The organism is Pseudomonas sp. LTR0 (assembly GCF_036630035.1).
Classification (GTDB): Bacteria; Pseudomonadota; Gammaproteobacteria; order Pseudomonadales; family Pseudomonadaceae; genus Aquipseudomonas; species Aquipseudomonas putida_Y.
The window spans coordinates 4,060,272-4,074,111 of sequence record NZ_CP123734.1 but is presented as its reverse complement, the minus strand read 5'-3'; the positions used below and the strand labels follow the sequence as shown (position 1 = coordinate 4,074,111).

9 protein-coding genes are annotated in these 13,840 nt (G+C 63.2%); 6 read left to right on the top strand and 3 right to left on the bottom strand.

The genetic code is table 11. The annotated features are described in order from the left end of the window. Window positions 1-3 precede the first annotated feature (3 nt). The 4 genes from QCL51_RS18665 to QCL51_RS18650 all read left to right on the top strand — a co-directional run bounded on the left by QCL51_RS18665 (window position 4) and on the right by QCL51_RS18650 (window position 6,022). Complete coding sequence (locus tag QCL51_RS18665) at window positions 4-636, top strand: DsbA family protein (RefSeq protein WP_028698294.1); 633 nt, start codon at window positions 4-6, stop codon at window positions 634-636. After that, on the top strand, window positions 629-2,461 hold the full coding sequence (locus tag QCL51_RS18660) for an ABC transporter ATP-binding protein (RefSeq protein ID WP_021782449.1): 1,833 nt from the start codon (window positions 629-631) through the stop codon (window positions 2,459-2,461). Before QCL51_RS18665 ends, QCL51_RS18660 begins: the two co-directional genes overlap by 8 nt. 288 nt (window positions 2,462-2,749) lie before the next feature. Further along, window positions 2,750-5,206, top strand: a complete 2,457-nt coding sequence (locus QCL51_RS18655; protein WP_021782448.1) for an EAL domain-containing protein — start codon at window positions 2,750-2,752, stop codon at window positions 5,204-5,206. Between the two features lie 30 nt (window positions 5,207-5,236). Beyond that, a complete protein-coding gene (locus QCL51_RS18650; protein WP_021782447.1) occupies window positions 5,237-6,022 on the top strand; it encodes an iron-containing redox enzyme family protein in 786 nt (261 codons plus the stop codon). Window positions 6,023-6,140: 118 nt separating this feature from the next. On the opposite strand, the gene QCL51_RS18645 is transcribed toward QCL51_RS18650, so the two are convergent. The 3 genes from QCL51_RS18645 to ubiG all read right to left on the bottom strand — a co-directional run bounded on the left by QCL51_RS18645 (window position 6,141) and on the right by ubiG (window position 8,411). Continuing rightward, entirely contained in the window at window positions 6,141-6,881 is a 741-nt protein-coding gene (locus QCL51_RS18645; protein WP_021782446.1) for a YciK family oxidoreductase, read from the bottom strand. 157 nt (window positions 6,882-7,038) lie between these two features. Next, complete coding sequence (gene mupP / locus QCL51_RS18640; protein WP_021782445.1) at window positions 7,039-7,710, bottom strand: N-acetylmuramic acid 6-phosphate phosphatase MupP; 672 nt, start codon at window positions 7,708-7,710, stop codon at window positions 7,039-7,041. 2 nt (window positions 7,711-7,712) lie between these two features. Continuing rightward, complete coding sequence (gene ubiG, locus QCL51_RS18635; protein ID WP_338443981.1) at window positions 7,713-8,411, bottom strand: bifunctional 2-polyprenyl-6-hydroxyphenol methylase/3-demethylubiquinol 3-O-methyltransferase UbiG; 699 nt, start codon at window positions 8,409-8,411, stop codon at window positions 7,713-7,715. 110 nt (window positions 8,412-8,521) lie between these two features. Between ubiG and mtnA the strand changes: the two genes are divergently transcribed. Together mtnA and gyrA are read left to right on the top strand one after the other, a co-directional pair. Then, window positions 8,522-9,598, top strand: a complete 1,077-nt coding sequence (gene mtnA / locus QCL51_RS18630; protein WP_325948676.1) for an S-methyl-5-thioribose-1-phosphate isomerase — start codon at window positions 8,522-8,524, stop codon at window positions 9,596-9,598. Window positions 9,599-11,010: 1,412 nt separating this feature from the next. Continuing rightward, on the top strand, window positions 11,011-13,782 hold the full coding sequence (gene gyrA, locus QCL51_RS18625; protein WP_021784966.1) for a DNA gyrase subunit A: 2,772 nt from the start codon (window positions 11,011-11,013) through the stop codon (window positions 13,780-13,782). Window positions 13,783-13,840: the final 58 nt, after the last annotated feature.

Genomic DNA, 13,840 nt, shown 5'->3' with positions numbered 1-13,840 from the left:
AGCATGTCTGCACGCCTGATCTATGTGATGGACCCGATGTGCTCCTGGTGCTGGGGTTTTGCGCCAGTGGCTGCGGCCCTGATCGCCCAGGCGCGTGAGGCAGGCGTGCCTGCCCACTTGGTACCGGGCGGGCTGCGCACTGGCGGCAGCGCCCTGGACAGCTCCACTCGCAAGTACATCCTGGAACACTGGCAGGCGGTGGCTGATGCTACCGGCCAGCCGTTCCGCTTCGAGGGGGCCATGCCTGACGGCTTCGTCTACGACACCGAGCCGGCCTGCCGCGCCCTGGTCACGGCCCGCGAGCTGGATGCCGAACGCGTCTGGCCGCTGCTGGCGTTGATCCAGCGTTCGTTCTACGAGCAGGGCGTCGATGTGACCATCGCGCCGCAGCTGGTCGAGCTAGCCTCGCAGTGTGGCTTCGACCGTGCCACGTTCGCCGAAACCTTCGCCCGTGCCGATACCCGTGCCGCCACCGCGGCCGACTTCGCCTGGGCTCAGGACCTGGGTATTGCCGGTTTCCCGACCCTGCTGGCCGAGCGCAATGGCCAACTGGCTTTGCTGACCAACGGCTATCAGCCGCTGGAGCGCCTGCAACCCTTGCTCGGCCGCTGGCTGCAGCAGGCCGCCTGTGCTTGATGTGCCTGGGTCACCCGACCCGGTACCGGGCAAGCCTTACACTGCGGGCGATCGACTGAGCTGGGCGGAAATCCGCCGCCTGGCCCTGCATCACAAGAAAAACCTCTGGTCCGCCAACCTTATAGCGTTACTGGCGGCATGTTGCAGCGTGCCCATTCCGCTGCTGCTGCCGCTGTTGGTGGACGAAGTGCTGCTCGGCCATGGTGACGCCGCGCTGAAGTGGATGAACCACCTGCTGCCGTCCGGCTGGCAGGTGGCAGCCGGCTACATCGGCCTGATGCTGGCGCTCACCTTGTGCCTGCGCCTGGCCGCGCTGGCGTTCAACGTCATCCAGTCCAAGCTGTTCGCCGGGCTGGCCAAGGACATTGTCTACCGCCTGCGCATCCGCCTGATCGAGCGGCTCAAGCGTATTTCGCTGAAGGAATACGAAAGCCTGGGCAGCGGCACGGTGACCACCCACCTGGTCACCGACCTGGACACCCTCGACAAGTTCGTTGGCGAAACCCTCAGCCGCTTCCTGGTGGCCATGCTGACCTTGACCGGCACGGCGGCCATCCTGATTTGGATGCACTGGCAGCTGGCCTTGCTGATCTTGCTGTTCAACCCGCTGGTGATCTACTTCACGGTGCAGTTGGGCAAGCGCGTCAAACACCTGAAAAAGCTTGAGAACGACAGCACCGCGCGCTTTACCCAGGCGCTGGCGGAAACCCTCGATGCCATCCAGGAAATCCGGGCCGGTAACCGCCAGGGTTACTTCCTTGGCCGCCTGGGCCTGCGTGCCCGCGAGGTGCGCGATTACGCCGTGGACTCGCAATGGAAAAGCGATGCCAGTGGCCGTGCCAGTGGCCTGCTGTTCCAGTTCGGCATCGACATTTTCCGCGCGGCGGCCATGCTGACCGTGCTGTTTTCCGATCTGTCGATCGGCCAGATGCTGGCGGTGTTCAGCTACCTGTGGTTCATGATCGGCCCGGTGGAGCAACTGCTTAATCTGCAATATGCGTACTACGCCGCAGGCGGTGCGCTGAGCCGCCTCAACGAACTGCTGGCGCGTGCCGACGAGCCGCAATACCCGGCCGCCAGCAACCCGTTCGCCGGGCGCGAAACGGTGGGCATTGAAGTGCGCGATCTGCGCTTTGCCTATGCCGACGAGCCGGTGCTCGACCACCTCGACCTGTCTATCGCTGCGGGTGAGAAGGTGGCGATTGTCGGTGCCAGCGGCGGCGGCAAGAGCACGTTGGTGCAGCTGTTGCTGGGCCTTTATAGCGCCCAGGCCGGGACCATTCGCTTTGGCGGTGCCAGCCTGCAGGAAATCGGCCTGGAAACCCTGCGCGAGAACGTCGCGGTGGTGTTGCAGCACCCGTCGCTGTTCAACGACAGCGTGCGTGCCAACCTGACCATGGGCCGCGACTGCAGCGATGATGCGTGCTGGCAGGCGCTGCGTATCGCCCAGCTGGATGCCACCATCGCCGCCTTGCCGCAGGGCCTGGACAGTGTGGTGGGGCGTTCAGGCGTGCGCTTGTCCGGTGGCCAGCGCCAGCGCCTGGCCATTGCCCGCATGGTGCTGGCTGAGCCCAAGGTGGTGATCCTCGACGAGGCCACCTCAGCCCTGGATGCTGCCACCGAGTACAACCTGCATCAGGCCTTGGCGCGCTTCCTCAGCGGCCGCACCACGCTGATCATCGCCCATCGGTTGTCGGCGGTGAAACAGGCCGACCGGGTGCTGGTGTTCGATGGCGGGCACGTGGCCGAAGACGGCGACCATCAGCAGCTGATAGCCGAGGGTGGGTTATATGCCAAGCTTTACGGGCACCTGCAGCAGAGCTGATTATCTGGCTGCCTTCACCGGGCTTGTGGGAGCAACTGTCTTGCTCAATTTCTAAAAGCTGGTGCGATCCCTGTGGAAGCGGGCTTGCCCGCGAACACGGGCGAAGCCCGTGCCATCCACCGCGGTGTCTTCTTCGCGGGTAAACCCGCTCCTACAATGGCCAGCGCATACGCTGTACAAATTCCCCGATTCCTTGTCATAAAAATCCCCCCCACAGCGATGGCAAATGGCCTACGCTGTGCTTGTCTGGGTCGATTTACGCCTTATCTGCTCTGTGACAGGGACTCCATGAAGGGAAATCGCACACTCGAAGCGCCAAAGTTGCTCGGCATCACATGGCCTTTCATCGCCGTCGTGGTCCTTCAGGTCGCGTTGGGCAGCCTCAGCCTTTATACGCTTTCGGCCGTGCGCGCCTATGTCGCGGGCGAAAGCCTGTGGTCCAAGGCGCAGAAAGATGCCATCTACTACCTCAATCTGTACAGCGAGACGCGCGACGACAGCACCTACCAACGCTATCGCCAGGCCATTACCGTGCCTCAGGGGGATCATCGCCTGCGCGAGGTACTCGACCACCCCAACCCTGATCTGGACGCCGCGCGACAGGCGGTACTGCAAGGTGGCAACCACCCTGACGATGTCGCGCGGATCATCTGGTTTTACAGCAATTTCCGCCATGTCAGCTATATGCAGACAGCCATTGATTACTGGGACATCGGCGACGACTATCTGGCCAAACTGGATGTGCTGGCCGGTGAAATGCGCCAGCGTTTTGCCAGTGGCCCGGTGGATGCCGACACCGTCAGCGATTGGAAGGCCCGCATTGTCGCCATCAACGAAGGCGTGACCCCAGCGGCCAAGGCCTTCAGCGATGCCTTGGGCGAGGGCTCGCGCGCACTGCTCCGGGTGCTGCTGATCACCAACCTGCTGACCGCGATGTTCCTGATAGCGATTGCCTGGGGGCGCTCCAGCAAGCTGCTGGCCCAGCGCCAGGCCTTTGCCAGTGCCCTGCAGGAAGAAAAAGAGCGTGCGCAGATTACCCTGCAGGCCATCGGTGATGCGGTGATCACCACCGATGTCGAGGGCAATATCGGCTATATGAACCCGGCCGCCGAACAATTGACCCACTGGCAATCCGGCCAGGCTCAGGGCCTGCCACTGTCAGCGCTGTTCAGCCTGGTTGATGAGCACGCCGAGGATGATGGTCGCAGCCTGGTCGAACAGGTGCTCGGCGGTAGCCTCAAGGGCGGCTCCGAGCATGCCCGGCTGATCCAGCGCCTGGACGGCAGTACTGTGTCGATCAACCTGGTGGGCTCGCCGATTGTCAGTGATGGCCAGGTCAGTGGCATTGTGCTGGTGCTGCACGATATGACCCAGGAGCGCCAGTACATCGCCAATCTGTCCTGGCAGGCAACCCATGACGCCCTGACCGGGCTGGCCAACCGCCGCGAGTTCGAATACCGCCTGGAGCAGGCGCTCAACGACCTGGCGCGTCAGGCCGGGCGGCACTCGCTGATGTTCCTTGACCTCGACCAGTTCAAGCTGGTCAACGACACCTGTGGCCACGCGGCCGGCGATGAGTTGCTGCGGCACATCTGCGCGGTGCTGCAATCCGGCCTGCGTGAGGGCGATACGCTGGCGCGGCTGGGTGGCGATGAATTTGGCGTGCTGCTGGAAAACTGCCCGCCCGACCAGGCCGAGCGCATTGCCGAACAATTACGTCAACTGGTGCAGAGCCTGCACTTCGTATGGAAAGGGCGGCCGTTCGTGACCACGGTCAGCATTGGCCTGGTGCATATGGCCCAGGCCCCCGGCACCCTGGAGGCCTCTCTGCGCGCCGCCGACATGGCCTGCTACATGGCCAAGGAAAAGGGCCGAAACCGTGTGCAGGTGTACCACGCCGACGACAGCGAACTGTCCATGCGTTTTGGCGAAATGGCCTGGATCCAGCGCCTGCATGTGGCCCTGGAAGAAAACCGCTTTTGCCTCTACGCCCAGGAAATCGCCCCGCTTAAAACCTTCGAGGGCCCGGGCCATATCGAAATTCTGTTGCGCCTGCACGACGAAAGCGGCCGCACCATCCTGCCCAGCAGCTTCATCCCGGCCGCCGAGCGCTACGGCCTGATGACTGCGCTGGACCGCTGGGTTGTGCGCAATGTGTTCATGGTCATACGCCAGTGCCTGGAAGAAGGGCGTGAAGGGCCGTTGTCGACCTGTGCCATCAACCTGTCGGGCTCCAGCATTGGCGACGACAAGTTCCTTGAATACCTCCAGCGGTTGTTCGTCGAATACGCCATTCCGCCGCGGATGATCTGTTTCGAAATTACCGAAACCAGCGCCATTGCCAACCTGGGCAGCGCCATTCGCTTCATCAACGAGTTGAAAGGGCTGGGTTGCCGTTTCTCGCTTGATGATTTTTGCGCCGGCATGTCGTCGTTCGCCTATCTCAAGCATTTGCCCGTGGATTACCTGAAGATTGACGGGAGTTTCGTCAAGGACATGCTCGACGACCCGGTCAACCGGGCCATGGTCGAGGTCATCAACCATATCGGCCATGTGATGGGTAAGCGCACTATTGCCGAGTTCGTCGAAACACCCTTGATCGAGCAGGCCTTGCAGGAAATAGGCGTGGATTATGCCCAGGGCTACCTGATCGAACGCCCCCAGGTGTTCACCTGTGACAGTCTGCAGCGCCAACGGATCGCCGCCCGGCCTCTGTTGCAGCGAGCACCTGGCACGTTTCGCTAGTTGGAAATCACAAGGATCAAGGAGCTGAAAGTGATTGACGCATTCGTTCGTATCGGGCCTTTGATGGACCCCGCCAGCTACCCCCAATGGGCCCAGCAACTGATTGAAGACTGCCGCGAGAGCAAGCGACGGGTGGTTGAGCATGAGTTTTATGCCCGTCTACGCGATGGCCAGCTTAAGCAATCGACCATCCGTCAGTACTTGATCGGGGGCTGGCCGGTGGTGGAGCAGTTTTCGTTGTACATGGCGCATAACCTGACCAAAACCCGCTATGGCCGGCACCAGGGCGAAGACATGGCGCGGCGCTGGCTGATGCGCAACATCCGCGTCGAGCTCAACCATGCCGACTACTGGGTGAACTGGTGCCAGGCGCACGGTGTGCACCTGCACGAGTTGCAGGCGCAAGAAGTGCCGCCCGAGCTGAACGGCCTGAACGACTGGTGCTGGCGGGTGTGCGCCACCGAGAACCTGGCCATTTCCATGGCGGCTACCAACTACGCCATCGAAGGTGCGACCGGTGAATGGTCGGCGGTGGTGTGCTCGACCGACACCTATGCGCAGGGTTTTCCGGAAGAAGGGCGCAAGCGGGCGATGAAGTGGCTGAAGATGCATGCCCAATATGACGATGCGCACCCGTGGGAGGCGCTGGAAATCATCTGTACCCTGGCCGGTGAAAACCCGACCCTGGGGTTGCGCAACGAGCTGCGCAGGGCCATTTGCAAGAGCTACGACTGCATGTACCTGTTCCTGGAGCGCTGCATGCAGCTGGAAGGGCGCCAGCAAGGCCGTATGCGGCCGGCGTTGGCTGCCGGCTGATCGTTCGCCTGTAGCGGCCTCTTCGCGGGCTTGCCCGCTCCGACAGGCACTGCGCAGCCCTCAAGGACTGAGCCATACCTGTGGGAGCGGGCAAGCCCGCGAAGAGGCCAGTGCAGGTTTATTGAGCGTTGAACGCCTGCCCGTTCACTCCTGTGCTGTCCGGCCCCATCAGGTACAGGTATACCGGCATGATTTCTTCGGGCAGCGGGTTGTTCTGCGGGTTCTCGCCGGGGTAGGCCTGGGCCCGCATCGCCGTGCGCGTGGCGCCCGGGTTGATGCTGTTGGAGCGCACCGGCGCCACGCCTTCCAGTTCATCGGCCAAGGTCTGCATCAGGCCTTCGGTGGCGAACTTCGACACGCCATAGGCGCCCCAGTAAGCCCGGCCCTTGCGCCCGACGCTGCTGCTGGTGAACACCACCGAGGCGTCTTCCGACAGCTTCAGCAGCGGCAGCAGGGTGCTGGTGAGCATGAAGGTGGCATTGACGTTGATATGCATGACGCGCATGAAGTTGTCGCCTGACAGCTGTTCCAGCGGCGTGCGCGGGCCGATGATCGACGCATTGTTGAGCAGGCCATCGAGGCGACCGAACTGGTCTTCGATCATGGCCGCCAACTCGTCGTATTGGTGTGGCAGGGCGGTTTCCAGGTTGAACGGGATGACCACCGGCTGCGGGTGACCGGCGGCTTCGATCTGGTCGTAGACCTCGTTCAGGTTGGCCTCGGTCTTGCCCAGCAGCAGCACGGTGGCGCCCAGTGCGGCATAGGCCTTGGCAGCCGCGGCACCAATGCCACGGCCGGCACCGGTAACCAGGATGACCCGGCCTTGCAGCAGGTCGGGGCGGGCGGTGTAGTCGAACATGGTTCTGTCCTTCGAGTTCGTGTGGGCGGCCTGGGCCTATTGTAGGAGCGGGTTTACCCGCGAATGCGTCCGATCAGGCGCCAGTGTTGTCTGGGCTGGCGCATTCGCGGGTGAACCCGCTCCTACAAAGAGGCGTTGCCCGGTCATCGGTCTGGGTTCAGCAGCCGCACAGCGCGCTGTCGATCACTTTGCGCAGTTCCAGCGGGTGGTCGACCACCACGTCGGCACCCCAGTTGTTGGGGTTGTCCTCTGGATGAATATAGCCGTAGCGCACTGCCGCCGTGCGGGTGCCAGCGTCACGGCCAGACTCGATGTCGCGCAGGTCGTCGCCGACGAACAGCACACTGGCCGGGTCCAGGTTCAGCGTCTTGCAGGCAAGGATCAGCGGCTCGGGGTCGGGTTTGCTATTTTTCACGTGGTCCGGGCAGATCAACAGCGCCGAACGCTCGGCCAGGCCCAGTTGCTGCATGATCGGCTCGGCGAAGCGCACCGGCTTGTTGGTGACTACGCCCCACAGCAGGTTGCCTCTTTCGATGTCGGCCAGCAGCTCGGCCATGCCCTCGAACAGCTTGCTGTGCACCGCGCAGTCGCGCTGGTAACGCTCGAGGAACTCCAGGCGCAAGGTCTCGAAGCCGTCAGCATCCGGGTCCATGGCGAACGCAGTGGCAACCATGGCGCGGGCGCCACCCGAGATCACGCCACGGATCAGGTTGTCGTCAACGGCCGGCAGCCCGCGGTCGGCGAGCATGGCCTGGCAAATGGCGATGAAGTCCGGCGCCGTGTCCAGCAAGGTGCCGTCCATGTCGAAGAGTACTGCTCGCAAACGCATGCTTATTCCTCGCGCAGGGTCTGGATCATGTAGTTGACGTCGACGTCGCTGTTGAGCTTGTAGTGCTTGGTCAGCGGGTTGTAGGTGAGGCCGATGATGTCCTTCACCTGCAGGCCGGCATCGCGGCTCCAGGCGCCCAGCTCGGAGGGGCGGATGAACTTCTTGAAGTCATGGGTGCCGCGCGGCAGCATCTTCAGGATGTACTCGGCGCCGACGATCGCCAGCAGATAGGCCTTGGGGTTGCGGTTGATGGTGGAGAAGAACACCTGGCCACCAGGCTTGACCATGCGGTAGCAGGCGCGAATCACCGAAGACGGGGCGGGCACGTGTTCGAGCATTTCCAGGCAGGTGACCACATCGAACTGTTCAGGCATTTCCTCGGCCAGGGCTTCGGCAGTGATCTGCCGGTATTCCACCTGTACGCCCGACTCCAGCTGGTGTAGCTGGGCCACCGCCAATGGCGCCTCGCCCATGTCGATACCGGTGACCGTGGCACCGCGCAGGGCCATGGCTTCGCTGAGGATGCCGCCACCGCAACCCACATCCAGCACTTTCTTGCCGGCCAGGCTGGCGCGCTCGTCGATCCAGTTGACGCGCAGCGGGTTGATTTCGTGCAGCGGCTTGAACTCGCTTTCGCGGTCCCACCAGCGGTGGGCCAGCGCTTCGAACTTGGCGATTTCGGCGCGGTCGACGTTGCTCATTGAACAGTCCTCTGAAACTTCGCAAAATTGCGTCGGAGTATACCCGAGCGCTCGGCCCCGAGGGTCGCTATAATCGCCGGCTTTTGATATCCGAATGACGGGGAGAGGCAATGCGCGAGCGACTTTTGGCGGCGGAGAAGGTGACCGCGATCCGCTGGCAGGGCGGCGCCTTGCACCTGCTCGACCAGCGCCTGCTGCCGTCGGAGGAGCGTTGGCTGGCCTGCGACAATGTTGCGCAGGTGGCCGCAGCCATCCGCGACATGGCGGTGCGCGGTGCCTCGGCAATCGGTATTGCCGCAGCTTACGGCCTGGTACTGGCGCTTGAAGAGCGGCTGGCCGAAGGCGGCGATTGGGAAATGGACCTGGAAGACGACTTTCTCACCCTGGCCGAAGCGCGTCCTACCGCCGCCAACTTGTTCTGGGCGCTGAACCGCATGCGCGAGCGCCTGCAGCGCCTGCGTCCGGAAGAGGACATTCTGGCAGCGCTGGAGGCCGAAGCGGTGGCCATTCACGAAAGCGACCGTGAGGCCAACCTGACCATGGCCCAGCAGGGTATCGAACTGATCCGTCGCCATCAGGGCAATGCCCAGGCCCTGCTCACCTTCGGCAACGCCGGCGCCCTTGCCAGTGGCGGCTTTGGCACCGCGCTGGGGGTGATCCGTGCCGGCTACCTGGAAGGCATGGTCGAGCGGGTATATGCCGGTGAGACTCGCCCTTGGCTGCAGGGTTCGCGCCTGACCGGCTGGGAGCTGGCCAATGAGGGTATCCCGGTGACGCTTTGTGCCGACTCTGCGCTGGCCCACCTCATGAAGACCAAGGGTATCACCTGGGTGGTGGTGGGGGCGGACTGCATCGCTGCCAATGGCGACATGGCCGGCAAGATCGGCACCTATCAGCTGGCTGTCAGTGCCATGCACCATGGCGTGCGCTTCATGGTCGTGGCACCGAGCACCAGCATCGACCTGAACCTGGCCACGGGCGAGGATATCCCGCTGGAGGAGCGTGACGCCGACGAGTGGCTCGACTTTGGCGGTACCCGGGTGTCGCCGGGTGTCGAGGTGTTCAATCCGGTGTTCGATGTGACGCCGGCCGACCTGATCGATGTGATCGTGACCGAGCGCGGCATTGTCGAGCGCCCGGATGCTGCCAAGCTGGCTCAGCTGGTTTGCCGCAAGCGGTTGCATTGAGGGGGGGCGAGGTGGCATTGAGGGGGGGCGGTCGAGGCGGCATTGAGGGGTAGGGCGGTCGAGGTGTGTTGCCTGTGAGGGCGAGCGCCGCCTGTATGGCGGTAGAGGGGCGTCGCCTGGGAGACCGAGCGCCGCCCGCGCGGCGCATCGCGAGCCTTGCTCGCTCCTACGTTTGTTTCGGGCCAGTCATTCCTGTGGGATTTGCGCGCGAACGCCTTGGCGCATGTCTCGATATCGCGTCGTACAAACAAGGCGGTCGCGCGCGTCTGCCACTGGCGTTACTGGCCAGAAACAAACGTAGGAGCGAGCAAAGCTCGCGATGCGCCGCGCGGGCGGCGCTCGGTATCCGCAACACCATAAAATCCACGGCAAACACACCCGGCCATTGCGCAACACCATAAAACCCACGGCAAACACCCCCGGCCATTGCGCAACGTCATGCCAGGCGGCGTGGCCTTGAGGGTATGGCGGTAGAGGGGCGTCGCCTGGGAGGGCGAGCGCCGCCTGTATGGCGGTAGAGGGGCGTCGCCTGGGAGACCGAGCGCCGCCCGCGCGGCGCATCGCGAGCTTTGCTCGCTCCTACGTTTGTTTCGGGCCAGTCATTCCTGTGGGATTTGTGCGCGAACGCCTTGGCGCATGTCTCGATATCGCGTCGTACAAACAAGGCGGTCGCGCGCGTCTGCCGCTGGCGTTATTGGCCAGAAACAAACGTAGGAGCGAGCAAAGCTCGCGATGCGCCGCGCGGGCGGCGCTCGGTATCTGCAACACCATAAAATCCACGGCAAACACACCCGGCCATTGCGCAACACCATAAAACCCACGGCAAACCCACCCGGCCATTGCGCAACGTCATGCCAGGCGGCGTGGTCTTGAGGGTATGGCGGTAGAGGGGCGTCGCCTGGGAGGGCGAGCGCCGCCTGTATGGCGGTAGAGGGGCGTCGCCTGGGAGACCGAGCGCCGCCCGCGCGGCGCATCGCGAGCTGCGCTCGCTCCTACGTTTGTTTCGGGCCAGTCATTCCTGTGGGATTTGCGCGCGAACGCCTTGGCGCATGTCTCGATACCGCGTCGTACAAACAAGGCGGTCGCGCGCGTCTGCCACAGGCGTTACTGGCCCGAAACAAACGTAGGAGCGAGCGCAGCTCGCGATGCGCCGCGCGGGCGGCGCTCGGTCTTGCAGCCAATACAATATTCACGTCAAGCCCCCGTGCCACATCTCCCCACCGCCCCCGCCTTTGTGATAACATCCGGCAGTTTCCAAGACCGCCCATCACGGCGGCCTTCATTGCGCAGATCCATGGCACAACTCATTGATTTGTCGTAAGTCGTCGCACCCTTATGCGCTGCGGCGGCGAGCTTCGTTCGGCCCTTGATGGAGCTGCGAAGTTTCACCAGAAAAAGGAATCAGGCTTCTCATGGGCGAACTGGCCAAAGAAATCCTCCCGGTCAATATCGAAGACGAACTGAGACAGTCTTACCTCGACTACGCGATGAGCGTGATTGTCGGGCGAGCGCTGCCCGATGCGCGTGACGGCTTGAAGCCCGTGCATCGCCGCGTTCTCTATGCGATGAGCGAACTGGGCAACGACTGGAACAAGCCGTACAAGAAATCCGCCCGTGTGGTCGGTGACGTGATCGGTAAGTACCACCCGCACGGCGACACTGCGGTCTACGACACCATCGTGCGTATGGCCCAGCCGTTCTCGTTGCGCTACCTGCTGGTCGACGGTCAGGGCAACTTCGGTTCGGTGGACGGCGACAACGCTGCCGCCATGCGATACACCGAAGTGCGCATGACCAAACTGGCCCACGAGCTGCTGGCCGACCTGCACAAGGAAACCGTCGACTGGGTGCCCAACTACGACGGCACCGAGCAGATCCCGGCGGTCATGCCGACGCGTATTCCCAACCTGCTGGTCAACGGTTCCAGCGGTATTGCCGTGGGCATGGCGACCAACATTCCGCCACACAACCTCGGCGAGGTCATCGATGGCTGCCTGGCGCTCATCGACAACCCGGAAGTCACCATCGATGAGCTGATGCAGCACATCCCTGGCCCGGACTTCCCGACTGCCGGCATCATCAACGGTCGCCAGGGCATCATCGAGGCCTATCGCACCGGCCGTGGCCGCATCTACATGCGCGCCCGCTCCGAAATCGAAGACATCGACAAGGTTGGCGGCCGCCAGCAGATCGTGATCACCGAGCTGCCGTACCAGCTGAACAAGGCTCGCCTGATCGAAAAGATTGCCGAGCTGGTCAAAGAGAAGAAGATCGAAGGCATCACCGAGCTGCGCGACGAGTCCGACAAGGACGGCATGCGCATCGTCATCGAGCTGCGTCGCGGCGAGGTGCCGGAGGTGGTGCTCAACAACCTCTACCAGCAAACCCAGCTGCAGAGCGTGTTCGGTATCAACGTGGTGGCCCTGGTCGACGGCCGTCCGCGCCTGCTCAACCTCAAGGACCTGCTCGAAGCGTTCGTCCGCCACCGCCGTGAAGTGGTGACCCGCCGTACGGTATTCGAGCTGCGCAAGGCCCGTGAGCGTGGCCATATCCTTGAAGGCCAGGCGGTCGCGCTGTCCAACATCGACCCGGTCATTGCCCTGATCAAGGCCTCGCCGACGCCGTCCGAAGCCAAGGAAGCCCTGGTTTCCACGCCGTGGGAATCCAGTGCTGTGCAGGTCATGGTCGAGCGCGCCGGCGCCGATTCCTGCCGCCCTGAGGACCTGCCGGAGCAGTACGGCCTGCATGACGGCAAGTACTTCCTGTCGCCGGAACAGGCCCAGGCCATTCTTGACCTGCGCCTGCACCGCCTGACCGGCCTGGAGCACGAGAAGCTGCTGGCCGAGTACCAGGAAATCCTCGAGCAGATCGGCGAGTTGATCCGCATCCTCAGCAGCGCCGAGCGCCTGATGGAAGTGATTCGCGAGGAGCTGGAGGCCATCCGTGCCGAGTACGGCGATGCCCGCCGCACCGAAATCCTCAATGCCAGCCACGACCTCAACTACGGCGACATGATCCCGGAAGAAGAGCGTGTGGTCACCATCTCCCATGGTGGTTATGCCAAGACCCAGCCATTGTCCGCCTACCAGGCCCAGCGCCGTGGCGGTAAAGGCAAGTCGGCGACCGGCGTGAAGGACGAGGACTACATCGAGCACCTGCTGGTCGCCAACAGCCACGCCACCCTTCTGCTGTTCTCCAGCAAGGGCAAGGTGTACTGGAAGAAAACCTACGAAATCCCCGAAGCGTCCCGCGCTGCCCGTGGTCGTCCGCTGGTCAACCTGCTGCCGCTGGAGGAGGGTGAGCGCATCACCGCCATGCTGCAGATCGACCTCGAAGCGCTGCAGCAGAACGCCGACCTCGACGAAGAACTGGACGAGGCTGAAGACACCGTGCTCGAGGGTGAGCTGGTAGAGGCCGAGGAAATCGACGAAGAAGACGGTGACACCCCGGAGTGGGTTGCAGAGCCGACCGGCGCGTACATCTTCATGGCGACCGCTTCCGGTACCGTCAAGAAGACCCCGCTGGTGCAGTTCGCCCGTCCGCGTTCCAACGGCCTGATCGCCCTGAAGCTGAAGGAAGGTGACACCCTGATTGCCGCGGCCATCACCGATGGCGCCAAGGAAGTCATGATGTTCTCCGACGCTGGCAAGGTCATCCGCTTTGCCGAGAGCGTCGTGCGTGAAATGGGTCGCAACGCCCGTGGTGTGCGCGGCATGAAGCTGGGCAAAGGCCAGCGGATCATTTCGATGCTGATCCCCGAGTCCGGCTCGCAGATCCTCACCGCCTCCGAGCGTGGCTTTGGCAAGCGCACTCCGCTGTCCAAGTTCCCGCGTCGCGGCCGCGGTGGCCAGGGTGTGATCGCCATGGGTACCAAGGGGCGCAACGGCCTGCTGATCGGTGCTATCCAGGTGCAGGAAGGTGAGGAAATCATGCTGATTTCCGACCAGGGCACGCTGGTTCGCACCCGGGTTGGCGAAGTGTCCAGCCTGAGCCGCAACACCCAGGGCGTTACGCTGATCAAGCTGGCGGCCGATGAGACACTGGTGGGCCTGGAGCGTATCCAGGAGCCGTCCGAGGACGAACTCGATGAAGTGATCGAGACGGACGAGGAGGGTGTCGAGGCTGCAGCGCCAGACAATGAAAATGAAGAAGCTGCGGGTGCCGACGAGGCCCCGCAAGAGTAAGCAAGCGTAAACCCGAGCGGGGCGACCAAGGTCGCCCCGTTTGACTGTGTAGGAGCGG